Raw genomic sequence first — 23,270 nt, forward strand, 5'->3', positions numbered from 1 at the left:
TTCGCCGCCGGGCGCCTGTGTAACCTTCATAAAGAATTAACCATGCCCGCCTAGTTTGGCGAGCATGAATTACGACACCCCTGAGTTTTTGTCCTCTGCTGACACGGACGGCTTTTCTGAGCCTCCGCGTCCGTTCTTTGCCCAGCCCGTTACGAGCGTTGAGGATAAATTCGCGCGTCTGCGTTTGATCCGGTCCCGTAGGGTGGGTCCTGCCACGTATCGCCGCCTGATGGCCGAGCATGGCAGTGCCGCGGCGGCTCTTAGTGTGTTGCCGGACGTGGCCGAAGAGGCGGGCGTCAAGGGTTATCAAATCTGTCCCGAGGGTGTCGTTCGGGCCGAAATTAAGGCCGCGCAAAAGATCGGTGCGCGGCTGTTGTGCCTTGGTGATGCTGAGTATCCAGCAGAGCTTGCGGAGGTCGCGGATGCGCCGCCAGCGCTGTGGGCGTTGGGCGACAGGGGGCTGTTGACCAAGCCCAAGGTCGCACTGGTGGGTACACGCAACGCATCGTCTCTGGCCGGGCGAATGGCGCGCAAATTGGCCCAAGACCTAGGGGCGGCAGGCGTTGTCACTGTTTCAGGCATGGCGCGCGGCGTCGACACAGCCGTGCATCAAGCCAGCCTAGAGACCGGCACCATTGCGGTGCTCGGTGGTGGCGTCGATGTGATTTATCCGGTTGAAAACACAGCGCTTGGTGACACGATTGCGGCACAAGGGTTGCGTCTGTCTGAGGCACCCATGGGCCATCAACCACAGGCGCGTGACTTCCCAAGGCGCAACCGGATCATCTCGGGGCTTGCGCCCGTTTTGGTCGTGGTTGAGGCCGCTCTCAAATCAGGCTCTATGATCACGGCGCGGGCGGCATTGGATCAAGGGCGCGAGGTTCTTGCCGTACCGGGCCACCCGCTGGATACGCGCACCTCGGGCTGCAACGCGTTGTTGCGCGACGGGGCAACTTTGGTGCGCAGTGCGGAGGATATCCTAGATATACTCGATACAATGACCGCACCGTCTGAGCCCGCGCAAAGTGCGCTGCCGTTCGAGGTCCCGACGGCCACGCACATCATCCCGCCGGATCAAATCATAGCACTTCTGGCAATTACGCCTGTGGCCGAGGATCAACTAGCTCGTGACCTCGGGATGGAGTTGTCTGCCTTTAGCGCGCTGGTCGCACCGCTGGAGCTATCAGGGCAGATATCACGCGCGCCCGGGGGGCTTTTGTCACTTGCTGGTTGATGCTCAATCGTCCGGGCGGGTCAGTTCGAACACTTCGCGGATCACGGCGTAGTCCCGATAGCCCATGCGTGTTAGCGGTTGAAATTGTGTCACGTCGAACCGACCATTAACCACGCAATCGTCCCGCATGTGGACGCCCACGACCTCTCCTATCACCATGACGTTATGCGCGCCCTCAAGGGGGACGATCTGGCGAACCTGACATTCCAACGCGGCGGGGGCATTAGCCACGCGGGCACATGCGATTTCGGAGCATTCGGTTTTCGCCGCACCACTTTTCGCGAATTCATCAATGTCTTTCGTAAAACCCTCGGATGAGATGTTCATCACGTCTCGGTCGCTTTGGGCCACGATGTTCACGCAAAATACACCCGTTTCGCGGATGTTGGCGACACTGTCCTTGGTGCCGTCTTGATCGGGCTTGGCTGAGGTTGATGCGAACATAACCTGAGGGGGTACGTAGGCAATTGCGTTAAAAAACGAGTAGGGTGCGAGGTTGTCTGTGCCATCCGCGCTGCGCGATGAAATCCACCCAATCGGGCGCGGGGCGACGATCGCGTTGAATGGGTTATACGGTAGGCCGTGGCCGTCGGCGGGGCGATAATACATGGCAATCCTCCGGGTTGTTTGCCCCCCAGCTAACCTCATGCTACGCCCCTGACCAGAGGCAGCGAACGGATGACGCGTGGAGTTACGGCAGGAAACCCCCGAGGACCGGTGGGAGGTTGAGGCGCTCTTTGATCTGTGCTTTGCGCCCGGTCGCACGGCACTGTCATCCTATCGCTTGCGCGAGGATGTGGCTCCGGTCGGGGCCCTGTCGCTTGTGGCCGTGGATGACCTGAACATCATTGGCGGCGCGATCCGCTACTGGCCCGTCATGATCGGTGATCATGAGGCCCTTTTGCTGGGTCCTGTCGCGGTACACCCGACCCGACAAGGTGAGGGGCTTGGCGCATTTTTGATCCAAGATTCGCTTGAGCGCGCATGGGCGCTGGGCCATGCCCGCGTGCTGCTGGTAGGGGACGCCGCCTATTATCGGCGGCTTGGATTTTCGGTGCTGACGGGTGTTGAGATGCCGCCGCCAACCAACCCAGACCGAGTTTTGGGGGTTGGCGACTGGGCAGGTGTGACGGGGATTGTTTCGCGCCACCCGTAACGTGCAGCTTGCCGGACACACCGCTTGCGCCCATATTCTGTGCATGAACAATATCATTGTCGCTGATCAAACCCATGCGCGTCTGGCGCGTCTTGCAGCCCGGCACCGTAATGCTCGGGGTGTTGGTATGCAGCTTGTGGGGTTGCTGGGGTCTCAGGCTGAAAATCTGCTGGAACGTCTGCCTGACCCGGTCAAAACGGGGCTTGAGGGCGCGACCGCTCGGGCGCTTGAAAGTGCGATGGATGTCGCGAGCGCAAGTCGCACCGCACGGTTGCCCGATACTTCCGACTGGCTCACCCGCGCGATCACATTGGGCACCGGTGCCGTTGGTGGCTTGGGTGGGTTACCGTCCGCGCTTGCGGAATTGCCCGTAACGACGACCGTTCTTTTGCGCGCCATTCAGGGCATCGCCCAAGAACATGGAATCAACCCCCAAACTCCGGAGGGCAGAGCGGCTTGTTTGCAAGTGTTCGCCGCCGCCGGGCCGCTTGAGGCTGATGACGGCACAGACCTTAGCTTTCTCACACTGCGGTTGACCCTATCGGGTGGCGCGGTCAGCAAGGCGATTGCGGCTGTGGCCCCGCGCTTGTCGTTGGTTTTGGGTCAAAAGCTGGCCGCGCAATCCGTGCCATTGTTGGGGGCAGCGGCCGGGGCCGCGACGAACTATGTGTTCACCAGCTATTACCAAGATATGGCGCGGGTGCAGTTTGGTTTGATGCAGCTGAGCCAGGAAACAGGACGCCCGGTTGAGGCATTGGTGGATGATCTGCGCGCGCTACTGTCCGCGCCACGCGCCCGCTAAATGGCGCACGCGCACACGGTCCTTCACTCGATCAACTATGACGGCGACACGATTTGCGTGGATGTGTTTCGACGCCCTGATGGCACCTTTGGCTTTGAAGAATTTCGCCGCGACCCAGAAGACGGGCGCGGGTGGTTCCCAATCGGACATTATGGCCACGAAACGTTCAGCTCTGTTGAGGCCGCACTTGATGCAGCCACCGCGCATGTTGGCTGGTTCGATGCGAGCCGCCTTACCCCCGGCGCTTGAGCCAATCCATCACGGCAGGACGTACGCTTTGCGCCCCGGATGTGCGGGCGGCGTCAATCACGGCGCGCGCCTCATCCAGATCCGTGCGCCGCAGCAAATGCTTGACCGGGCCGATTGAGGCCGGACGCATCGACAGTTTGCGCAGGCCCATCGCGGCAAAACACATCGCTTCAATCGGGCGACCCGCATCTTCGCCACAGAAACTGACAGGTGTGTTGGTCTCGGCGCAGCGGTCCACGATTTGCTCAATCAGCGATAGGAAGCTGACGTTGAGCGTATCGTAACGCCGCCGCACACGTTCGTTTTCACGATCCGCGGCAAAGAAGAACTGCTTGAGGTCATTGCCCCCGATAGAGATGAAATCGGCCAGTTCAAAGAACCGCCTTGGCGCGAAGGCCATGGACGGGGTTTCGAGCATCGCACCGATCTTGAGGCTTTCGGGTAGAACGTGGTTAAGGCTTTTTTCGCGGTGCATTTCCAGCAAGAGCGCCTCGCGCGCGCTGATAAATTCTTCGAGCTGGGCGATGAAGGGGAACATCACCGTCAGGGGGCGCCCTTCGGCGGCGCGGATCAGCGCCTGAAGCTGCATCCGCATCACGCCGCGTTTATCAAGTCCCACGCGGATCGCCCGCCAGCCCATGGCAGGGTTGGGTTCCTCGGTGGGTTTCATGTAGGGCAGCACCTTGTCGGAGCCGATATCCAGCGTGCGGAACGTGACCTCTTTACCGCCCGCCGCGTCCATCACGCGCTTGTAAAGGCTGGCCAACTCACCACGCTTAGGAACGTTGCTGCGGGTCAGAAATTGCAATTCCGTACGGAAAAGCCCCACGCCCTCGGCCCCAGATGTGGACAAGGATGGCAGGTCGGCCATGAGCCCTGCGTTCATCTGTAGTTCGATGCGGCTGCCGCACTGCGTTTCGGCGGGTTTGTCCCGGATTGAGGCGTAGCGTTCGAGTGCGGCGGCCTGCATTTCCAATTTATCGCGGAAGGCGTTGCGCACGCTGTCGTCGGGGCGCAGGTGAACGATGCCTTGGTCTCCATCCACCAAGACCACGTCATTGTTGAGCGCCTCGGTGGTGATGCCTTTGCAGTTGATCACGAGTGGAATAGCCCAAGCCCGAGCCACGATCGCCGCGTGTGATCCGACAGAGCCTTCCTCTAGGATCACTGCGCTGAGGCCACGGCCATACTCCAACAGTTCAGCCGGCCCAATGTTGCGCGCCACAAGGACTGCGCCGTCGGGCAGGGCCTCGGCGCTGACAGTGGCTTGGCCGGTTAGCTGTCGCAGCAGGCGGTTGGACAGGTCATCCAGATCGGCCAAACGGTCGCGCAGATAGGGATCCGGGACTTGGCCCATTCGGGCACGGGCGGTTGATTGCTCTTTCTCGACGGCGGCTTCGGCCGTGAGGCCAAGGTCAATGTCTTCTTCCATCCGGCGCAGCCACCCGCGCGAGTTGGCAAACATCCGGTACGCCTCGATCACTTCGACCTGCTCTTTGTCGCCTCTGGCGCCTTCGAGCATTTCATCGACCGAAACCCGCAGCACATCAACAGCGGCGCGCAGCCGCTCGAGTTCGGCTTGGGGGTCGTCGGCCACGGGGTTGGTGATCACCACCCGTGGGTTATGCAGGAACACAACGCCCTCGGCCGCGCCTTCTTGTGCGGTGCCACCCCGAAACAAAACCTGACTTTTGTGGCGGGCGCGTAGTGCTTCGCCTTCGCCGACAAATGCGCCCAGCTCGGTCATCTCGGCCAGAACCATCGCCACAACCTCAAGGGCGTAGACTTCATCCTCAGTATAACTGCGCGCGTCCTTGGACTGTACAACCAGAACACCCAGCGTTTCGCCAAGGCGCTGGATCGGCACACCAAGAAAGCTGGAATAAATCTCTTCCCCGGTTTCGGGCATGTAGCGGAAACCGGGTGAGCTAGGGGCGTCGGACGCATTTACGGGGGCGGCACGTTTGGCCACGCGGCCCACAAGGCCTTCGCCCACGCGCATACGGGTGACGTGCACGGCCTCGGCGTTCAAACCCTTGGTCGCGCACAGTTCAAGCGTTTCGGCGTCGCGGTGTAAATAGACCGAGCAAACCTCGGTGCCCATGCTGTCTGCAACCAACGCCGTAATCCGATCAAGCCGCGCCTGACCTTCGCCAGCCTCGGCCATAACGCCTTGCAAACGTTGCAAGAGCCTGCGGCTATCTGAGTCTTTGGTCTGTACCATGTGACCCTCCCTGAGAGGGCACTATGAAGACAAAGCCAGCCCAGTGAAAGGGGCATGAAATGACCCGTGGGCCGAAAATTGCTGTCTGTTGGGTGGTCGGGGGCGAAATGTGTCGCCCCAGTTGAATTTTTAGGCTTTTTCTAACTCGAACGTATCGTGCAGGGCTTGCACGGCAAGCTCCATATACTTGCGATCAATCAGGACCGAGACTTTGATCTCGGATGTGGTGATGACCTTGATGTTCACGTTCTCATCGCTGAGGGCTTTGAACATTTTGGAGGCCACGCCCGCGTGACTGCGCATCCCGATACCAACGACGGACACCTTCGCGACCTCGGTGTCGGCGATCAGATCGTGGAAGTTGATCGAGCCGACCTCACGGGCTTCTTGCATCGCGCGCTCTGCCTTGAGGACCTGATCCACAGGGCAGGAGAACGTCATATCGGTGCGCCCCTCCTCGGAGATGTTCTGAACGATCATGTCGACGTTTACGCCAGCATCAGCCAAGGGGCCAAAGATCGCAGAAGCGATCCCGGGGCGGTCTGCCACCGATACCAGCGTCATCTTTGCCTCGTCGCGCGAATAGGCCACACCGGCCACAACATTGCTTTCCATGATGTCCTCCTCGTCGCACACAAGCGTGCCAGCGTCGTCAGATTGTTCCTCAAAACTGCTCAGAACGCGCAGTTTCACTTTGTAGCGCATCGCCAGCTCAACCGAGCGGGTTTGCAGCACTTTGGCCCCGAGGGACGCGAGCTCGAGCATTTCCTCAAAGGCGATCCGGTCCAGTTTCCGGGCCTTTTTGGTGATGCGCGGGTCGGTGGTATAGACGCCGTCAACGTCAGTATAGATGTCACAGCGTTCCGCGTCGAATGCGGCCGCAAAGGCCACCGCGGTCGTGTCCGAGCCGCCCCGGCCGAGCGTCGTGATCCGGCCCTCGGGGCTGATGCCCTGAAAACCCGCCACAATCGCGACCTTCATGCCTTCGTCGAATTTGGTTGCCAAATTCTCGGTTGGGATTTCTTCGATCCGCGCGCTGGAATGTGCAGAAGTCGTCATTACCGGCACTTGCCAGCCCTGCCATGACCGTGCGGGCACGTCCATTTCTTGCAGAACAAGGGCCATTAACCCGGCGGTGATATTTTCACCCGACGACACAACTGCATCGTATTCGCGTGCATCGTGTAGCGGTGAGATTTCATTGACCCAGCCGACCAGTTCGTTGGTTTTGCCGGACATGGCCGACACGATCACGATGACATCATAGCCCTTCGCGACCTCAACGCCGACACGCTTGGCGGCGCGGCGGATACGGTCAAGGTTTGCGACAGACGTGCCGCCGAATTTCATTACGAGGCGTTTACGTTGGCCTGACATTGCTATTCCCGGGACGTGGCTCCTGTTAGCTGGGCCTGTTAGGGGAGGGGGCGTCAAAGGGCAAGGCCTCGACGCGAATAGGGTTGGGTTTTGTGCTGTGGCATGGGCGCATGTTGCCATGTCTACACAGGCTCAGTCGTGCGGAGATCGTTGCTAAAGAGTACGGCCCAAACCCAAAGGAGCGGACCGTACTCATCGTCGTACTGGGCTAATCGTTAACCATAGAAACAACACTAAGCTGCACCAGTTCGAACACATTCTTGCCCGTTTGTGGCGAGAACATGTCAAAATAATGCCACCCATCGATATTTCGGTGCGCAAAGCGTTTGCCGCGCCGGGATCGGCGGATTTAAGCTGGTTTCAGGAGTCTTTGGGCCTCTGTTCGGGCGAATTTGCTCATTTTTTCACCGTGTAGGGCGATAAAGATGCGGACACGCTCAGGGTCACGCTTGCTTAGCTCGCGCAGCCACCACGCTACGGCCTTTTGGATGAACCATTCAGGATTCGTTGCGTAGCGCTCTGCCCAGCCCAAAATTCGTTCCCGAGCTTCCAACTCGGCAGGTTTGGGGTGGGGTTGTTTTGTCCAGGGCAGCGTCATGACCATTGCCGCCCTTTGGGTCCAAAGGTGGTCAGAGGTTGTCCAACCCTCAACCACATCCAGCCGGGCCGGGTCAGCGATTAAGCGGCGTGAGCCTGCACTGGAGACGGCGTCGGCAATGGCCCAGCTGTCAAATTCCGGCACCCACGATTGGATCATATCCCATGCGGGCGTGTCGTCGGGGCGAATGCGGGCTTGGGTCAACAGTTTGGCCGCAGTGATCCGGGCCTCAAATACGTCAGTTTCCCACAATCCTTGCGCAAGGGTCAGCCGATCGCTCAGAGTAAGCGTTTGGCGCCAGTCCTTGGCGTGGGCATCCAGCGTGGCGCTGGGCACGCCCAGATACCGCCGCTCAATCTTGTGGTAAGCGGCCATCTCAACGGCTTTGTCCGCATCGCCCAACTGTTCCAGCGCGACAAGCGCGTCCTGCGGTGTCATTCCACGGTCACCGATTTGGCGAGGTTCCGTGGCTGGTCCACGTCCGTCCCTTTGTGCACCGCTGTGTGATAGGCTAGCAGCTGCGCGGGCACCACATAGACGAGCGGCGCAAAAATGGGGTCAACATCGGGCATCTGTATCGTGGCCCACACGTCATCGCCGGCCTGCGTGATCCCGGCGGCATCAGACACCAGTAGGACCATGCCTTTGCGCGCCATGACCTCCTGCATGTTGGATACGGTCTTGTCGAACAGTGCGTCACGGGGGGCCAAGACGACGACGGGCAGGGTTTCTTCCACCAAGGCGATGGGGCCATGCTTTAGCTCGCCGCTGGCGTAGGCTTCTGCGTGGATATAACTGATTTCCTTCAGCTTCAGCGCGCCTTCATGGGCCATTGGATACATCGACCCGCGCCCAAGAAACAGGATGTCAGAGGCTGTAGCCAGCTTGCGCGATAGGTCTGAGATATGTCCGGACAGGCCGAGGGCTTGGTTGATCAGGCCGGGCACATGGGCAAATTGGCCCACCAGTTCGGCTTCGCGCGCGGCATCAATTGCGCCGCGTTGACGAGCGGCGGTGATGGCGAGCGACATCAGGACTGCCAACTGATTGGTGAACGCCTTGGTGGATGCCACGCCCACCTCAACGCCAGCATGAATGGGAAAGCTCACGTCGCTTTCGCGCGCGATTGAGCTTTCGGGGACGTTCACGACCGACAACACCGATTGCGCCTTGTCTTTGCAGTACCGCAGCGCCGCGAGGGTATCGGCGGTTTCACCGGATTGGCTGACGAAAATCGTGGCGGTACGGGTTTGGATGGGCGGTTCGCGGTAGCGGAATTCGGATGCGATATCGACCTCAACCGGCAGGCGGGCCAATTGTTCAAACCAGTACTTCGCCACGGTGCAGGCGATATGCGCGGTGCCGCAAGCAACCATGATGATCCGGTCGATCCCGGTGAAATCGAATGGCTCTGGCAGGGTGATCGCATTGTTGCTGATATAGGTCTTGAGACAATCGGCCAGCACGGCGGGCTGTTCATGGATTTCTTTGGCCATGAAGTGCTTGTGGCCGCCCTTTTCGACCTGCGTGTGCGCTAGGTTCACCTCACGGATTTCGCGGTTGGCCAAGGTGCCGCTGTGATCGTAGATCGTGGCGCCTGCACGGGTGATCTCGGCGCGGTCGCCTTCCTCTAGGTAGGTGATCCGGTTGGTCATGGGGGCCAGCGCAATCGCGTCGGAGCCGATGAACATTTCTCCGTCGCCGTGACCTATTGCCAAGGGTGAGCCGAGCCGCGCGGCGATCAAAAGGTCTTCTTCACCGTCAAAAATGAAGCACAGCGCAAAGGCGCCCTCAAGGCGGGCGATGGTTGCGGTGGCGGCGTCCTGCGGACCCAAGCCGGTGGCCAGATAGTGCTCGCACAATAGGGCTACGGTTTCAGTGTCGGTTTCCGTCTGAAACGGGACACCCAGCTCGGCCAGCTCGGCGCGCAGCTCCCGGTAGTTTTCGATGATGCCGTTGTGCACCACGGCCACGCGACCTGCGCGGTGCGGGTGTGCGTTGCCCACACTGGGTGCGCCGTGTGTGGCCCAACGGGTGTGCCCAATGCCGACCTTTCCGGCCAGCGGTTCATGCACCAGCTTATCGCTTAGGTTAACCAGCTTGCCGACTTCCCGGCGGCGATCCAGCCGTTTTTCGTGCACGGTGGCAATGCCGGCACTGTCGTAGCCGCGGTATTCCAGCCGTTTGAGCGCCTCAACCAGTTGAGGAGCGGCTTCGTTATTGCTTAGGACGCCGACAATTCCACACATCAGTTCGTGCCTTTCGCTTTGAGCCGTAGGGCAAGGTCGTGCAGTTTGCGCGCAAGCCCGGGCTTTGTTTCCTGCTTGGCGCGGGCCACGGCCAGCGCGCCGTCGGGCACGTCATTCGTGACGACTGATCCGGCGGCGGTCATCGCCTCGATCCCTACGCTGACAGGGGCCACAAGGGCGGTGTTGGTCCCGATAAAGCTGCGCGCGCCGATTTCAGTGCGGTGCTTGTTGACCCCGTCATAGTTGCAGGTGACGGTGCCCGCACCGATGTTTGCCTCTGGCCCAACAGTTGCGTCGCCGACGTAGGACAGGTGATTGACCTTGGCGCCAGTACCGATGCTGGCCTCTTTGATTTCGACGAAATTGCCGATCTTGACGCCGCGGTCCAGCTCTGCGCCGGGGCGCAGGCGGGCGTAGGGGCCAACGACGCAACCGCCTGAGACGTGACACCCCTCTAGGTGGCTGAACGCACGGATATGGGCCCCGGTCTCAACCGTGACCCCGGGGCCGAACACAACATTCGGCTCAATCACAACATCGCGCCCGATGTACGTGTCATGGGCGAAAAAGACCGTTTCGGGTGCGGTGAGCATAGCCCCTTCGTTCAGGGCCTGCGTGCGGGCGGCCGTCTGAAATGTGGCCTCTGCGGCGGCCAGATCGGCGCGGGTGTTGACGCCAAGTGTCTCGGCCTCATCGCAGGTCACGACACGTGCAGTCAGGCCGCGCTTGGTCGCAAGGCCGACGATGTCGGTAAGGTAATACTCACCAGCTGCGTTGTCGTTTCCGACGGCCGCCACCAGATCAAAAAGCAAGGTGCGCGGGGCGCAGACGACGCCTGAATTGCACAGACGCACGGCCAATTCTTCGGGGGTGGCGTCTTTGGCCTCTACGATACGCTCAAGCTGGTCGCCTTGGGTGATCAACCGGCCATAACGGCCCGGATTGGCGGCTTCAAACCCTAGCATCACGATGTCGGCCCCGCTTGCACGGGCGGCAAGCATCGCTTCGAGCGTTTCGGCAGATACAAACGGCGTATCGCCGTACAAAACGATGACGTCCCCGTCAAAATCCGCAAGCGGCGGGCCCGCTTGTGCGACGGCGTGGGCGGTGCCCAATTGCGGCTCCTGCCGGACGGTTTGCGCCTCAGGGTGCGATGCGGCCAGCTCTGCCTCAACCGCTTCGGCTCCGTGACCGGCCACCACGACAATGCGGGCGGGATCAAGCGCCAAACCCGACCCAATTGCATGGCTCAACAGCGGGGCGTGGCCGATTCTGTGCAAGACCTTGGGCAAGTCAGAGTGCATTCGGCTGCCGTGTCCAGCAGCAAGAATGGCGAGAGCTATAGGCATACCTGTAAATCGCTTTTTCTATCATTCGTTAACGTTTCTCTTGTCACATCCCGGCGCGGGGCTGCAAGACAAGCGATGGTCAAATTGCATAACAGAGTGTAACCGCGATGGGCGGGATGCCGCCAATGAAAGGGCAGGGGACAAGATGCAAACGGTTATATTCGATCTCGACGGAACACTTGCGGACACCAGTGGCGACCTCTTGGCGGCGGCGAATGCGGCCTTTGATGCGTTGGGCCACCCCGCCCGGCTTGACCCGGTCGCTGCAGAAGATCAGGCCACCGCGCTGCGCGGCGGGCGCGCGATGCTTCGGCTGGGGTTTGGGCGACACGGTGCCATTGATGAGGCCGCGGTCGATGCGGGCTATCCGGTACTGCTAGAGGCCTATGCCCAAGCGCTGAGCGTGCATACCACCCTTTATCCCGGCGTGATGGACGCGGTTGAGCGGTTGCGCGTTGCGGGCCATCCGGTTGGTATTTGCACCAATAAACCCAGTGGCTTGGCCGAAAGCCTGATGCGAGACTTGGGTGTTCGTGATGCGTTTGGTGCGCTTGTGGGGGCGGACACCCTGCCAGTACGCAAACCTGACCCTGCCCCGTTTCGTCACGCGGTCGAATTGGTGGGCGGCGATCCGGCGCGCGCGGTCCTAATTGGTGACACTGAAACCGACCGGGAAACTGCCCGCGCGGCGGGTGTGCCCAGCGTGCTGGTGACGTTCGGACCCTTGGGGCGCGGTGTTGAGGCGCTCTCTCCCGAGGCGCTTTTGGATCACTACGATGATCTGGACCGGGTTCTTTCGGGCATCTGGACCGACTGAGGGCAATTGACGCAGCCACAATTGCTTCATATCGCTAGGGTATCGCGTGTTTGAGAGGCTGCCATGACCGAGAGTTTTACGGGATCGTTTACTCAGCAGGAACCCATTCCAGAGGCCGGGATCGAAGCCGCGCTAGAGGTGCTGCGTTCGGGTCGTTTGCATCGCTACAACTTGTCTCCGGATGAAATCGGTGAAGTCGGCCTGTTGGAGGAGGAATTCGCCGCCTCTGTCGGGGCGAAATACGCGCTGGCCGTTGCCTCGGGTGGTTATGCCATGGGCTGCGCGTTGCGCGCGCTGGGCGTCGGTCCCGGTGATAAGGTTTTGACCAATGCCTTCACGCTGGCCCCGGTGCCGGGCGCCATTGCGAGCGTCAATGCTGAGCCGGTTTTGGTCGAAATCACATCGGAGCTTGTGCTCGATCTAAACGACCTTGAGGCGAAGGCGAAATCTTCCGGCGCGCGCGTCCTAATGCTGAGCCACATGCGCGGGCACTTGGTCGATATGGAGGCGTTGGTGGCGGTTTGTAACCGGTTGGGCGTCACGATCATTGAGGATTGCGCACACACGATGGGGGCGGCGTGGAACGGCAAAGCCTCCGGCACGTTCGGTGCAGTCGGCTGTTTTTCGATGCAAACCTATAAACACATCAACTCTGGCGAGGGCGGGCTGATCGTCACGGATGACCCAGAGCTTGCGGCGCGGATGATCCTGCTGTCGGGCAGCTACATGTTATATGAACGCCACGGCGCGCGCCCACCGATGGAGGCGTTTGAGGATGCTCGTTTTGTGATGCCCAACGTGTCAGGCCGGATGGATCACCTGCGAGCGGCGATCTTGCGTCCGCAATTGGCGGACCTGCCGCGGCAGGTGGCGCGATGGGCCGAGCGGTATCAGACGCTTGAAGCGGGGCTTGCCCAAACACCCGGCCTACACGTGGCGCCCCGCCCAGATGCAGAGACTTATGTGGGCTCTAGCTTTCAATTCACTTTGCCCGGCGCTTCGGCCGATCACATTCGTGATTTCGTGGCACGCTGTGCCGCGCGCGGTGTTGAGCTGAAATGGTTCGGGGCGGATGCGCCCGTGGGCTTTACGTCGCGCCACAGCCATTGGGGCTATGTCAGCCCGCAGCAATTACCCAACACGGATCGTATCCTGTCAGGGCTGTTGGATATGCGCGTACCCTTGACGTTCAGGGTCGAAGATTGCGCGTTGATCGCGCGGATCATTGATGCCGAGGCACGGGTGCCTGCATCCGTGGCCGCTGAGTAAAACGTGCCGCGTTGGTGGATATTTGCGCCCATTGCGGCGTTCTTCGGGCTGATTGGCGTTATGGCTTTGCTCTATGGCAAAGATATCGCGGAGCTGTCCGAGACCGAAGTCATTACCCACTACGCCGAGCGCTATGTGGTTGAGAGCGACAATCCAAATGCGCGCATGACGGACTGCCACGCGGTTCCCGGTGCGGACAATGTTTGGATCATCGTGCGTTGTGCGGGGCATGAATATGCGGTGAACCGCTTTGGCGGGCTGATCGAATACACGCCGCTGTCGCAACTGCCGCCCAGCACCTAGCGCGCCTTGCGCAGAACATGCGCAACACCCTTGATGCCTGCGCGATACTGGGCACTGTAGGGGCACCTTTTTAGTACACTTATTAACGTATGGATTTTGATATGTCTGATTTCACGGATCTTATTGATTGGTATCGACCTGTTGGCGGCATTCGGTACCGCACGATCAAACCTGTCCCGTGGGAAATCGGCGCCAAGGGATCGGGCCTGCGGATCGTTGTGCCGGTCGATTATGAGTTCGACGTCTCAATCCCTTGGTTCCTGCGTTGGCTGTTTGATCCCCATGATGCGCGCTATCTCAAGGCGGGGGCGCTGCACGATTATGCCCTGCATGTCCTCAGCTGGTCACGGGTTGCGGCCGCTGCCTCCTTTTCAGAGGCGCTGAGCGCGGACGACGTAAAGCTATGGCGCAGATTGCCCATGGTGCTCAGCGTAATCGTCTACAAATTCGACTGAGTCGTCACCGGACGATCCATGGCGCGGATCAGGCTGGCAAAGGCCACCGTCCAAGCCTGCGTCAGGACGCCGCCCCTGCAAAATCCAAAAATTCCCGCCTGCGTTGCAAATCAGGCGGGTACTGCGACGCTGCGCCGATTGACCCCCCGGGTCATGGGGACTAGATACCCCTCCAAGGTGCCTTTCGCATGAACGACCGAAACGAAGGAGGCCCACGTGGACGCGCTACTTTCGGAATACTTGCCTATCTTGATGTTTATCGGTGTGGCTGTCGGCCTCGGCCTTGTGCTGATGTTGTCGGCGCTGATCGTTGCTGTGCGCAACCCCGATCCCGAGAAACTCTCTGCTTATGAGTGTGGTTTCAACGCCTTTGATGACGCGCGGATGAAGTTCGACGTGCGGTTCTACCTCGTGGCGATCTTGTTCATCATTTTTGACCTCGAAATCGCATTCCTGTTCCCGTGGGCCGTGGCCTTTGGGGATATGAGCATGGCGGCCTTCTGGTCCATGATGGTGTTCTTGGCCGTTTTGACCGTGGGCTTTGCTTATGAGTGGAAAAAGGGAGCCCTCGAATGGGAGTGATGACAGGCGCACACACGGCCGGACCCGACAAGGAACAGGCCACCGCTCTTATCAATCAGGAGTTGCAGGACAAAGGGTTCCTCGTCACCTCCACGGATGATCTGATCAACTGGGCGCGCACTGGTTCGCTGCACTGGATGACCTTTGGGTTGGCCTGCTGCGCCGTTGAGATGATGCACACCGCGATGCCGCGCTACGACATGGAGCGGTTCGGCACCGCGCCGCGTGCGTCCCCGCGTCAGTCGGACCTGATGATTGTGGCCGGTACGCTGACCAACAAAATGGCGCCCGCGCTGCGCAAGGTCTACGATCAGATGCCAGAGCCGCGCTATGTGTTGTCGATGGGGTCCTGTGCGAACGGTGGCGGCTATTATCACTACAGCTATTCGGTTGTGCGCGGGTGTGATCGGATCGTTCCGGTCGATCTGTATGTGCCCGGTTGCCCGCCCACGGCAGAGGCGCTGCTGTATGGTCTGTTGCAGCTGCAACGCAAAATCCGCCGCACTGGCACGATCACGAGGTAGGCTATGTCTGACGCACTCCAACAGGCTGCGCATCAGGCGCTTTTGGACTTGGCGGACCATATTTCGGCCAAGCAACCCGATGCCGTATCCAGCCACACTGTGACCCACGGTGAGTTGACAGTTGAGGTCTCGCCCTCGGCCATCGTGGATTTCGTGGATTTTCTGAAGTCCGACGCGACCTGCCGGTTCAGCAGCTTGGTGGATATCACTGGCGTGGATTATCCCGGCGAAGAGCGTCGCTTTGTGGTCGTCTACCACTTTTTGTCGATGTACCAAAACCAGCGTATCCGGGTCAAAGCGGCGATCCGCGAAGAGGAAATCATCCCTTCGATCGTATCGGTTTATCCGGCGGCCAATTGGTTTGAGCGTGAAGTGTTCGACATGTACGGCGTGCTGTTTTCCGGTCACCCGGACCTGCGCCGTATCCTGACGGATTATGGGTTCCGTGGCTATCCGCTGCGCAAAGACTTCCCCACCACGGGCTACACCGAGGTGCGCTACGATGAGGTTCAAAAACGCGTGGTCTATGAGCCCGTGAACCTGACCCAAGAATACCGCCAATTCGATTTCATGTCCCCGTGGGAGGGTGCGGAATACATCCTGCCCGGTGACGACAAAGCGGAAGAGAAGGCCTAATATGATGGACGGCACGAACTTCGACGACGCCCTCACGGGCGAGCAAAAAATCCGGAACTTTAACATCAACTTCGGGCCTCAGCACCCGGCTGCCCACGGCGTGTTGCGGCTGGTGCTAGAGCTGGATGGTGAGATCGTGGAGCGGTGTGACCCGCACATCGGCCTGTTGCACCGTGGCACCGAAAAGCTGATGGAAAGCCGCACGTATCTGCAAAACTTGCCTTACTTCGATCGCCTCGACTACGTGGCGCCGATGAACCAAGAGCACGCTTGGTGTCTGGCCATTGAAAAGCTGACAGGTGTCGAAGTGCCCCGTCGTGGCTCTTTGATCCGGGTTCTGTACTGTGAGATCGGGCGCATTCTGAACCACATCCTAAATGTGACCACACAGGCCATGGACGTTGGCGCGCTGACGCCGCCGCTGTGGGGCTTTGAGGAACGCGAAAAGCTGATGTGCTTTTATGAGCGGGCTTGCGGCGCACGTTTGCACGCCGCGTACTTCCGCCCCGGCGGTGTTCATCAGGACCTGCCTGATGATCTGCTGGATGATATCGAAGAATGGGCGCATTTCTTTCCCAAGGTCATGGATGACATCGACGGCCTGCTGACGGAAAACCGTATCTTCAAACAGCGTAACGTAGATATCGCCATCGTGACCGAGGAAGAAGTCACCGATTGGGGCTTTTCGGGTGTGATGGCGCGGGGCTCTGGCCTTGCGTGGGATTTGCGTCGTGCGCAGCCCTATGAGTGCTACTCCGAGTTTGATTTCGACATCCCAATCGGCAAAAGCGGCGATTGCTACGACCGCTATTTGGTCCGCATGCAAGAGATGCGCGAAAGCCTGAAGATCATCCTGCAAGCCATCGCCAAGCTGCGCGAATGCCCCGGTGATGTGCTGGCCCGTGGGAAAATCACGCCGCCCAAGCGTTCGGACATGAAAACCTCGATGGAAAGCCTGATCCACCACTTCAAGCTTTACACCGAAGGTTTCCACGTGCCCGCAGGTGAGGTCTATGCCGCCGTTGAGGCCCCGAAGGGTGAATTCGGCGTTTATCTCGTGGCGGATGGAACCAACAAACCCTATCGCTCCAAAATTCGGGCGCCCGGGTTTTTGCACCTTCAAGCGATGGATCACGTCGCCAAAGGCCACCAACTTGCAGACGTTGCAGCCATCATCGGCACCATGGATGTGGTGTTCGGAGAGATCGACCGCTAGCGACGCGCCCCGACCATTGGGCTAGCCAGAAACAAGAACGAGACCGACCACATGCTCCGCCGCCTGCACAAAGACCAACCTGAGAGTTTCGCCTTCACGCCGGATAACCACGCGTGGGCCGAAGCCCAGATCAAGAAATACCCCGAGGGTCGTCAGGCTTCGGCGATTATTCCGCTGTTGTGGCGCGCGCAGGAGCAGGAGGGCTGGTTAAGCCGTCCCGCGATTGAACATGTCGCGGCGATGCTGGATCTGGCCTACATCCGGGCGCTTGAGGTTGCGACGTTCTATTTCATGTTCCAGCTACAGCCGGTGGGCGCGGTGGCGCATATTCAGATTTGTGGCACGACCTCGTGCATGATCTGTGGCGCAGAGGATCTGGTCGCGGTCTGTAAGGACAAGATCGCAAAGGCCCCGCATGTGATCTCGGACGATGGAAAGCTGTCGTGGGAAGAGGTTGAATGCCTTGGGTCCTGCGCAAACGCGCCCATGGCCCAGATCGGCAAGGATTATTACGAAGACCTTACGGCCGAAAAGTTCGCGACCATCTTGGATGAGCTGCGCGCTGGTCGTGTGCCGACCCCGGGTCCGCAGAATGGTCGCTACGGCTCTGAGCCGTTGGGCGGTTTGACCAGCCTCAAATCCTATGAGGCGGGTAAGGCTGCGGGCAACGCGTCTGTACAACTGGCCACCGACATTGGCGATACCGTGAAACGGATCGACGGAACCGAGGTGCCTTTGTTGACGCCGTGGATCCATGATGGCGCGGCCAACACGTCCGCAAAGCCAGCCGCGCCGAAAAAGGCGCAAAAAGCCGCCGACACGGCGACACCGGGCACCAAACCTGCTGGCCTGACGGCCGCGCGGGACGGCAAGGCCGACGATCTTAAGCTGATCAAAGGCGTTGGGCCCAAGCTGGAAACGCTCATCAACTCCCTCGGGTTTTATCATTTTGACCAGATCGCAGCGTGGTCCGAGGATGAGATCGCATGGGTCGATCAGAACCTCGAGGGCTTCAAAGGTCGGGTCACTCGGGACACTTGGGTTGCCCAAGCCAAGGCGCTTGCCGCCGGAGGGGAGACAGAAATCGCATCTCGCGTTAAGAAGGGGGACGCCAACGAATAAGGCGCTTTTAACGGGGAGAAGTTAATAATGGAAAAATCATCTAGCAAATTGACCTGCGCGATCACCTGTTGGGGGATTGCTGCGTTATTTGGTGTGGTCGTTGCGGCCGTTTTGATTTCCATGAGCGGATGGATGTTTTTGCAAGGCGCCTTCATGGGCGCCGTCGGTTTTGTGGTTCTTGGGGTGCTGTTGTCGCTGACGTTGTGCCGAGACCTGCCGCACCTGTCTGAGGTTCGCGCCGTGAGCAGCGCGCCTGCGCCAACAGCAGCACCTGATGCGCCATCGGCCGCCCGCACATCCGCGACAGCGGCAGCCGCCGCCGCGATGGACACGGCAACCGCGGATGCAACCGACGACGTCGCGGCACCTGCGCCTGCCCCTAAGAAAGCGGCCCCGGCACCTACGCCTGCGCCAAAACCCGCGCCAGCCAAACCAGCAGCGGCGGAAGGCGAAGGTACCAAGCCCGCGGCCTTGGCAGCAGCCCGCGCGGGCGGTGCAGATGATTTGAAACGTATCAAAGGGGTCGGCCCAAAATTGGAGCAGACCTGCAATAGCCTTGGGTTTTACCATTTCGATCAAATCGCGGCATGGACCGCAGATGAGGTCGCTTGGGTGGATCAAAACCTTGTTGGCTTTAAGGGCCGCGTGAGCCGTGATGATTGGGTCGCGCAGGCCAAGCTTTTGGCGTCCGGAGGGGAGACTGAGTTCTCCAAGAAGGTCGACAAAGGCGATGTATACTGAGGTGTAAATGGCACCTCGCAACACGGACGCCTCCGTCCGCACGGCCAAACAGGCTAAACTGGTCGCTATCGTGCTTGTCGCCACGATGGTGCTCTGGATGGGGGCGAATTTCATTGGCGCGCAGGTGGGGATATCGACCCGCTTTGCGTTGCTGTTTGATCTGGCGGCGCTGGGGGCCTTTATCTGGGCCCTTATCGTGACGATTGGCATCTGGCGTGCGCGCCAGAACGAAAAGGACTAGGACATGCTGCAAGATCAGGACCGGATCTTCACCAACCTTTACGGAATGCACGACCGCACCCTAGCGGGCGCGCAACAGCGCGGCCATTGGGACGGGACCAAGGATCTGATCGGTTTGGGCCGTGACAAGATCGTCGAAATCATGAAGGCGTCGGGCCTGCGTGGCCGTGGCGGCGCGGGCTTTCCTACTGGGCTTAAGTGGTCCTTTATGCCCAAGGAAAGTGACGGCCGTCCTGCGTACCTTGTCGTCAATGCGGACGAGTCCGAGCCGGGCACCTGCAAAGACCGGGAGATCATGCGCCACGATCCCCACACCCTGATCGAAGGGTGCCTGATCGCGTCTTTCGCGATGAATGCGCATGCCTGCTACATCTACATCCGGGGCGAATATATCCGCGAAAAAGAGGCGCTTCAGGCCGCTATCGATGAGGCCTATGCCGCGGGTCTGGTCGGTCCGAACGCGTGCAAATCCGGTTGGGACTTTGAGATATACCTGCACCACGGGGCAGGGGCCTACATCTGCGGCGAAGAAACTGCGCTGATCGAGAGCCTTGAGGGCAAAAAGGGCATGCCCCGCATGAAGCCGCCGTTTCCTGCGGGTGCGGGTCTTTATGGCTGCCCCACGACGGTGAATAACGTCGAATCCATCGCCGTTGTGCCGACCATCCTGCGCCGTGGCGCTGAGTGGTTTTCCCAGTTCGGTCGCCCCAACAACGCTGGCACCAAGCTGTTTGCGATCTCGGGCCATGTGAACAACCCCTGTGTCGTCGAAGAAGCCATGTCGATTAGTTTTGAGGAACTGATCGAGACCCATTGCGGCGGTATTCGTGGCGGTTGGGATAACCTCAAGGCCGTGATCCCCGGCGGATCCTCGGTGCCCTGTATCCGCGGCGAAAACATGCGCGACGCGATCATGGATTTTGACTACCTGCGTGAGCAACGCTCGGGCCTTGGGACTGCGGCGATCATCGTGATGGATAATTCCACCGATATCATCAAGGCGATCTGGCGGCTTTCGAAGTTCTATAAACACGAAAGCTGTGGCCAATGTACGCCCTGCCGTGAAGGCACGGGGTGGATGATGCGGGTCATGGACCGGTTGGTCCGAGGCGAAGCTGAGGTTGAGGAAATCGATATGCTGTTGGACGTGACCAAGCAGGTCGAAGGCCACACGATCTGTGCCCTTGGTGATGCGGCCGCGTGGCCCATCCAAGGCCTGATCCGCAACTTCCGGGATGAGATCGAAGATCGCATCATCGCCCAGAAAAAGGGCCGCGTTAGTGCGGTAGCCGCAGAATGATCCGTGCCTCTCTCCTCCTGTGTTGCCTCGCGACACCCGCGTTTGCGGCTGAAAAAGTCCCTGCGCCCACGTATTTCGTGTCCACGGTCATGGAAACCTCGACCGCTCAGATGCTGGCCGTTCGATGTTCGACCTTGTCGATCCATCTGGGCAAAGCCGCGCTGCGCAGCGAAAGCGTGTTGGTGCAACTGACGAAGGACGGGTTTGAGCCTTCGAACCTTGAGGACCAGATGCAAGACCCCTCTGCCGACGTGGCAGTGTTGCAGGATGCCTTTGTGGCCAAGCATAACCTGCGTGGCACGGTGACCGAAGATCAGATTTGTGCCGCGGGCCAGATCGAAATCGCCGAAGGCACCGGCATTGGTGAGCTGTTGTTGGGTGTTGCTCAATGATCCGCGCACTGGTGATCGCCTTTTTGGTCGCAAGCCTGTCCGGCTGTGGCTGGTTCGGCATTGGCCAAGACCGCGCGCTGCGCTCAGAGCGGGTGTTGTTTGACGGCATCCGGTTCCGTACCGACGTAGACAGCACCAGCCAAGACCGCCGCGACTTTACCGTCGATGTCCGGGGTGCGTCGCGCAGCTTGGCGGGCGCCCAAGAGGCGGGTGAGTTCGAAGCGGTTAAGTATTGCCTCGGCGTGTTCGGCGGATCGGATATCGCCTGGACACAATCCCCGTACCAAGAGCTTGAGGCCTTGGAATTAGGGGCGAATGACACATTGACGATTGCAGGGCGCTGCACCAAACGCTGAGCCCAAGCCAGCGCCGCCAGACACGGCGCGCGAAGTATGATGAAGGACGACGAAAATGAGCGACCTTAGGAAAGTGAACATCGACGGCCATGAGGTCGAAGTCGACGGTGCCATGACCCTGATCCAAGCCTGTGAAGAGGCCGGGATCGAGGTGCCGCGGTTCTGCTATCACGAGCGTCTTTCCATCGCGGGCAACTGCCGGATGTGTTTGGTTGAGGTCGTTGGCGGCCCGCCCAAACCTGCGGCCTCCTGCGCGATGCAGGTCCGCGATTTACGCCCCGGCCCCGAAGGTCAGGCCCCCGTCGTCAAAACCAACTCCCCGATGGTCAAAAAGGCCCGTGAAGGGGTGATGGAGTTTCTGCTCATCAACCACCCACTGGATTGCCCTATCTGTGATCAGGGCGGTGAGTGTGACCTGCAAGACCAAGCCATGGCGTATGGCGTTGATTTCTCCCGCTTCCGGGAACCAAAGCGCGCCACGGAAGACTTGGATCTCGGCCCATTGGTCGAAACCCACATGACGCGCTGCATTTCTTGCACCCGTTGCGTGCGCTTCACGACCGAGGTCGCGGGCATCCACCAGATGGGCCAGACGGGACGCGGCGAAGATGCCGAGATTACCTCTTATCTAGGTGAGACGTTGAACTCGAACATGCAGGGCAACATCATCGACCTGTGCCCCGTGGGTGCGTTGGTGTCGAAGCCCTATGCCTTTACGGCTCGCCCTTGGGAACTGACCAAGACCGAGAGCATCGACGTGATGGACGCGCTTGGCTCAAACATTCGGGTTGATACCAAGGGTCGTGAAGTTATGCGGTTCCTGCCGCGCAACCACGACGGCGTGAACGAGGAATGGATTTCCGACAAAACGCGGTTCGTGTGGGATGGTCTGCGTCGCCAGCGTCTGGACAAGCCCTACGTGCGTATCGACGGCAAGCTCAAGCCCGCCAGCTGGGGTGAAGCGCTTCAAGCCGCCGCCAAGGCGATCAAGGGTGCGCGCAAAGTTGCCGGTGTTGTGGGTGATTTGGCCCCAACCGAGGCGGCCTTTGCGCTTAAGGCACTGGTTGAAGGCCACGGTGGTGCGGTCGAGTGTCGTGCCGATGGTGCGAAGTTGCCGTCTGGCAACCGCTCTGGCTATGTCGGGACCGCGTCGATCGAAGATATCGACACGGCAGAAGCGATCATGCTTATCGGCTGCAACCCGCGCGATGAGGCGCCTGTGCTGAACGCGCGTCTGCGCAAGGCGTGGTCGCGGGGCGCAAACGTGGGCGTCGTTGGGCCAGAGGTCGATTTGACCTTTGATCACGCGCATCTGGGCACTGGGCCCGCCGCTTTGACGGAGCTGCTGGCAAAAGATCATTCTGATGTCGCTGACAAGCCATCGTTGATCATTGTCGGCCAAGGCGCTTTGGCGCGCGAAGACGGTGCGGCGGTTTTGGCTGCGGCTCAGGCTTTGGCGGATGCGACCAAATCCAAATTCTTGGTTCTTCATACCGCAGCGGGCCGTGTTGGTGCGATGGATGTCGGCGCGACCACGGATGGTGGCATCACGGCGGCGCTGGATGGCGCTGATGTGGTGTACAACCTTGGCGCGGATGAGGGTGATATCCCCGCCGGGCCGTTCGTGATTTACCAAGGTTCCCACGGGGACCGAGGCGCGCACCGTGCAGACGTGATCCTGCCCGCGGCTGCCTACACCGAGGAAAACGGCCTGTTCGTGAATACCGAAGGCCGCCCACAACTGGCGATGCGCGCGAGCTTCGCCCCCGGTGAGGCCAAGGAAAACTGGGCGATCCTGCGGGCGTTGTCGGGTGAACTGGGCGCGCCATTGCCCTATGACAGCCTTGCGCAATTGCGTCAGGCCTTGGTCAAGGCGGTGCCGCACCTCAAGAAAATCGACGAAGTTGCGCAAAACGAATGGACACGGGAGGCCGAAGGCAAAATGACCGACGCGCCGTTCGCGCGTGCAATTTCGGAGCATTACCTGACCAACCCGATCGCGCGGGCAAGCCAGTTGATGGGCGAACTCGCGGCCAACGCCAAAGCGCGCCAAGACGCGCCCATGGCTGCGGAGTAACA

The 23,270-nt window shown here is 60.1% G+C and carries 25 protein-coding genes; 19 read left to right on the plus strand and 6 right to left on the minus strand.

The annotated features are described in order from the left end of the window. Positions 1 to 64 precede the first annotated feature (64 nt). Entirely contained in the window at positions 65 to 1,234 is a 1,170-nt protein-coding gene (dprA, locus tag THS5294_RS16375) for a DNA-processing protein DprA (RefSeq protein ID WP_082645062.1), read from the plus strand. Positions 1,235 to 1,237: 3 nt separating this feature from the next. On the opposite strand, the gene THS5294_RS16380 is transcribed toward dprA, so the two are convergent. Next, positions 1,238 to 1,843, minus strand: a complete 606-nt coding sequence (locus THS5294_RS16380; RefSeq protein WP_058124576.1) for a flavin reductase family protein — start codon at positions 1,841 to 1,843, stop codon at positions 1,238 to 1,240. A 76-nt stretch (positions 1,844 to 1,919) separates the two neighbouring features. Here THS5294_RS16380 and THS5294_RS16385 point away from each other — a divergent pair, with 76 nt between their 5' ends. From THS5294_RS16385 to THS5294_RS16395, 3 genes are read left to right on the plus strand one after another with little or no spacing between them, the layout of a single operon-like run. Next, the gene (locus tag THS5294_RS16385) at positions 1,920 to 2,390 is read left to right on the plus strand and encodes a GNAT family N-acetyltransferase (protein WP_058124577.1); all 471 of its coding nucleotides are present in this window, start codon (positions 1,920 to 1,922) and stop codon (positions 2,388 to 2,390) included. A 43-nt stretch (positions 2,391 to 2,433) separates the two neighbouring features. Next, on the plus strand, positions 2,434 to 3,192 hold the full coding sequence (locus THS5294_RS16390) for an EcsC family protein (protein WP_058124578.1): 759 nt from the start codon (positions 2,434 to 2,436) through the stop codon (positions 3,190 to 3,192). Beyond that, on the plus strand, positions 3,193 to 3,441 hold the full coding sequence (locus THS5294_RS16395) for a hypothetical protein (protein ID WP_058124579.1): 249 nt from the start codon (positions 3,193 to 3,195) through the stop codon (positions 3,439 to 3,441). On the opposite strand, the gene ptsP is transcribed toward THS5294_RS16395, so the two are convergent. From ptsP to glmU, 5 genes are all read right to left on the minus strand, one after another. Further along, positions 3,425 to 5,665 carry a phosphoenolpyruvate--protein phosphotransferase gene (gene ptsP / locus THS5294_RS16400; protein ID WP_058124580.1) on the minus strand — a complete coding sequence of 747 codons (2,241 nt, stop codon included), beginning with the start codon at positions 5,663 to 5,665 and terminating at the stop codon, positions 3,425 to 3,427. The genes THS5294_RS16395 and ptsP overlap by 17 nt on opposite strands. Before the next feature lie 129 nt (positions 5,666 to 5,794). Next, the gene (locus tag THS5294_RS16405; RefSeq protein WP_038004623.1) at positions 5,795 to 7,042 is read right to left on the minus strand and encodes an aspartate kinase; all 1,248 of its coding nucleotides are present in this window, start codon (positions 7,040 to 7,042) and stop codon (positions 5,795 to 5,797) included. Between the two features lie 349 nt (positions 7,043 to 7,391). Further along, positions 7,392 to 8,078 carry a DNA alkylation repair protein gene (locus tag THS5294_RS16410; protein ID WP_058124581.1) on the minus strand — a complete coding sequence of 229 codons (687 nt, stop codon included), beginning with the start codon at positions 8,076 to 8,078 and terminating at the stop codon, positions 7,392 to 7,394. Then, entirely contained in the window at positions 8,075 to 9,889 is a 1,815-nt protein-coding gene (gene glmS, locus THS5294_RS16415; protein WP_058124582.1) for a glutamine--fructose-6-phosphate transaminase (isomerizing), read from the minus strand. The genes THS5294_RS16410 and glmS overlap by 4 nt, the downstream gene beginning before the upstream one ends. After that, on the minus strand, positions 9,889 to 11,238 hold the full coding sequence (glmU, locus tag THS5294_RS16420) for a bifunctional UDP-N-acetylglucosamine diphosphorylase/glucosamine-1-phosphate N-acetyltransferase GlmU (protein WP_058124583.1): 1,350 nt from the start codon (positions 11,236 to 11,238) through the stop codon (positions 9,889 to 9,891). Before glmU ends, glmS begins: the two co-directional genes overlap by 1 nt. Positions 11,239 to 11,383: 145 nt before the next feature. Between glmU and THS5294_RS16425 the strand changes: the two genes are divergently transcribed. The 15 genes from THS5294_RS16425 (at position 11,384) to nuoG (ending at position 23,268) form a co-directional block, all read left to right on the plus strand. Continuing rightward, positions 11,384 to 12,055 carry an HAD-IA family hydrolase gene (locus tag THS5294_RS16425; RefSeq protein WP_038004631.1) on the plus strand — a complete coding sequence of 224 codons (672 nt, stop codon included), beginning with the start codon at positions 11,384 to 11,386 and terminating at the stop codon, positions 12,053 to 12,055. A gap of 63 nt (positions 12,056 to 12,118) precedes the next feature. Beyond that, positions 12,119 to 13,324 (plus strand): DegT/DnrJ/EryC1/StrS family aminotransferase, encoded by a 1,206-nt coding sequence (locus tag THS5294_RS16430; protein ID WP_058124584.1) that lies wholly within the window; start codon positions 12,119 to 12,121, stop codon positions 13,322 to 13,324. 3 nt (positions 13,325 to 13,327) lie between these two features. Continuing rightward, a complete protein-coding gene (locus tag THS5294_RS16435; protein WP_052068219.1) occupies positions 13,328 to 13,627 on the plus strand; it encodes a hypothetical protein in 300 nt (99 codons plus the stop codon). 101 nt (positions 13,628 to 13,728) lie between these two features. Continuing rightward, on the plus strand, positions 13,729 to 14,082 hold the full coding sequence (locus THS5294_RS16440; RefSeq protein ID WP_038005171.1) for a DUF1353 domain-containing protein: 354 nt from the start codon (positions 13,729 to 13,731) through the stop codon (positions 14,080 to 14,082). Between the two features lie 216 nt (positions 14,083 to 14,298). Further along, entirely contained in the window at positions 14,299 to 14,664 is a 366-nt protein-coding gene (locus tag THS5294_RS16445) for an NADH-quinone oxidoreductase subunit A (RefSeq protein ID WP_038004634.1), read from the plus strand. Then, entirely contained in the window at positions 14,655 to 15,188 is a 534-nt protein-coding gene (locus THS5294_RS16450; protein WP_038004636.1) for a NuoB/complex I 20 kDa subunit family protein, read from the plus strand. The genes THS5294_RS16445 and THS5294_RS16450 overlap by 10 nt, the downstream gene beginning before the upstream one ends. 3 nt (positions 15,189 to 15,191) lie before the next feature. Beyond that, positions 15,192 to 15,824 carry an NADH-quinone oxidoreductase subunit C gene (locus THS5294_RS16455; protein WP_038004639.1) on the plus strand — a complete coding sequence of 211 codons (633 nt, stop codon included), beginning with the start codon at positions 15,192 to 15,194 and terminating at the stop codon, positions 15,822 to 15,824. Between the two features lie 4 nt (positions 15,825 to 15,828). Further along, complete coding sequence (locus THS5294_RS16460) at positions 15,829 to 17,040, plus strand: NADH-quinone oxidoreductase subunit D (RefSeq protein WP_038005173.1); 1,212 nt, start codon at positions 15,829 to 15,831, stop codon at positions 17,038 to 17,040. Between the two features lie 51 nt (positions 17,041 to 17,091). Then, positions 17,092 to 18,162, plus strand: coding sequence for an NADH-quinone oxidoreductase subunit NuoE (nuoE, locus tag THS5294_RS16465; RefSeq protein ID WP_058124585.1), 1,071 nt, complete (start codon positions 17,092 to 17,094; stop codon positions 18,160 to 18,162). 27 nt (positions 18,163 to 18,189) lie between these two features. Further along, positions 18,190 to 18,903, plus strand: a complete 714-nt coding sequence (locus THS5294_RS18165) for a helix-hairpin-helix domain-containing protein (protein ID WP_038004643.1) — start codon at positions 18,190 to 18,192, stop codon at positions 18,901 to 18,903. A gap of 7 nt (positions 18,904 to 18,910) precedes the next feature. Next, on the plus strand, positions 18,911 to 19,144 hold the full coding sequence (locus THS5294_RS16475; protein ID WP_038004645.1) for a DUF5337 domain-containing protein: 234 nt from the start codon (positions 18,911 to 18,913) through the stop codon (positions 19,142 to 19,144). Between the two features lie 3 nt (positions 19,145 to 19,147). Then, a complete protein-coding gene (nuoF, locus tag THS5294_RS16480) occupies positions 19,148 to 20,443 on the plus strand; it encodes an NADH-quinone oxidoreductase subunit NuoF (protein ID WP_038004646.1) in 1,296 nt (431 codons plus the stop codon). Continuing rightward, positions 20,440 to 20,835, plus strand: coding sequence for a DUF5333 domain-containing protein (locus THS5294_RS16485; protein WP_038004648.1), 396 nt, complete (start codon positions 20,440 to 20,442; stop codon positions 20,833 to 20,835). The genes nuoF and THS5294_RS16485 overlap by 4 nt, the downstream gene beginning before the upstream one ends. Then, complete coding sequence (locus tag THS5294_RS16490; protein WP_058124586.1) at positions 20,832 to 21,191, plus strand: hypothetical protein; 360 nt, start codon at positions 20,832 to 20,834, stop codon at positions 21,189 to 21,191. Before THS5294_RS16485 ends, THS5294_RS16490 begins: the two co-directional genes overlap by 4 nt. Positions 21,192 to 21,246: 55 nt before the next feature. Then, on the plus strand, positions 21,247 to 23,268 hold the full coding sequence (nuoG, locus tag THS5294_RS16495) for an NADH-quinone oxidoreductase subunit NuoG (protein ID WP_058124587.1): 2,022 nt from the start codon (positions 21,247 to 21,249) through the stop codon (positions 23,266 to 23,268). Positions 23,269 to 23,270: the final 2 nt, after the last annotated feature.

The organism is Thalassobacter stenotrophicus, assembly GCF_001458315.1.
Lineage (GTDB): Bacteria > Pseudomonadota > Alphaproteobacteria > Rhodobacterales > Rhodobacteraceae > Thalassobacter > Thalassobacter stenotrophicus.

Coding starts and splice junctions, on each gene's coding strand:
- dprA (WP_082645062.1), top strand. CDS start 65: ATGAATTACGACACCCCTGAGTTTTTGTCCTCTGCTGACACGGACGGC.
- THS5294_RS16380 (WP_058124576.1), bottom strand. CDS start 1,843: ATGTATTATCGCCCCGCCGACGGCCACGGCCTACCGTATAACCCATTC.
- THS5294_RS16390 (WP_058124578.1), top strand. CDS start 2,434: ATGAACAATATCATTGTCGCTGATCAAACCCATGCGCGTCTGGCGCGT.
- THS5294_RS16395 (WP_058124579.1), top strand. CDS start 3,193: ATGGCGCACGCGCACACGGTCCTTCACTCGATCAACTATGACGGCGAC.
- ptsP (WP_058124580.1), bottom strand. CDS start 5,665: ATGGTACAGACCAAAGACTCAGATAGCCGCAGGCTCTTGCAACGTTTG.
- THS5294_RS16405 (WP_038004623.1), bottom strand. CDS start 7,042: ATGTCAGGCCAACGTAAACGCCTCGTAATGAAATTCGGCGGCACGTCT.
- THS5294_RS16410 (WP_058124581.1), bottom strand. CDS start 8,078: ATGACACCGCAGGACGCGCTTGTCGCGCTGGAACAGTTGGGCGATGCG.
- glmS (WP_058124582.1), bottom strand. CDS start 9,889: ATGTGTGGAATTGTCGGCGTCCTAAGCAATAACGAAGCCGCTCCTCAA.
- glmU (WP_058124583.1), bottom strand. CDS start 11,238: ATGCCTATAGCTCTCGCCATTCTTGCTGCTGGACACGGCAGCCGAATG.
- THS5294_RS16425 (WP_038004631.1), top strand. CDS start 11,384: ATGCAAACGGTTATATTCGATCTCGACGGAACACTTGCGGACACCAGT.
- THS5294_RS16430 (WP_058124584.1), top strand. CDS start 12,119: ATGACCGAGAGTTTTACGGGATCGTTTACTCAGCAGGAACCCATTCCA.
- THS5294_RS16440 (WP_038005171.1), top strand. CDS start 13,729: ATGTCTGATTTCACGGATCTTATTGATTGGTATCGACCTGTTGGCGGC.
- THS5294_RS16450 (WP_038004636.1), top strand. CDS start 14,655: ATGGGAGTGATGACAGGCGCACACACGGCCGGACCCGACAAGGAACAG.
- THS5294_RS16455 (WP_038004639.1), top strand. CDS start 15,192: ATGTCTGACGCACTCCAACAGGCTGCGCATCAGGCGCTTTTGGACTTG.
- THS5294_RS16460 (WP_038005173.1), top strand. CDS start 15,829: ATGGACGGCACGAACTTCGACGACGCCCTCACGGGCGAGCAAAAAATC.
- nuoE (WP_058124585.1), top strand. CDS start 17,092: ATGCTCCGCCGCCTGCACAAAGACCAACCTGAGAGTTTCGCCTTCACG.
- THS5294_RS18165 (WP_038004643.1), top strand. CDS start 18,190: ATGGAAAAATCATCTAGCAAATTGACCTGCGCGATCACCTGTTGGGGG.
- THS5294_RS16475 (WP_038004645.1), top strand. CDS start 18,911: ATGGCACCTCGCAACACGGACGCCTCCGTCCGCACGGCCAAACAGGCT.
- nuoF (WP_038004646.1), top strand. CDS start 19,148: ATGCTGCAAGATCAGGACCGGATCTTCACCAACCTTTACGGAATGCAC.
- THS5294_RS16485 (WP_038004648.1), top strand. CDS start 20,440: ATGATCCGTGCCTCTCTCCTCCTGTGTTGCCTCGCGACACCCGCGTTT.
- THS5294_RS16490 (WP_058124586.1), top strand. CDS start 20,832: ATGATCCGCGCACTGGTGATCGCCTTTTTGGTCGCAAGCCTGTCCGGC.
- nuoG (WP_058124587.1), top strand. CDS start 21,247: ATGAGCGACCTTAGGAAAGTGAACATCGACGGCCATGAGGTCGAAGTC.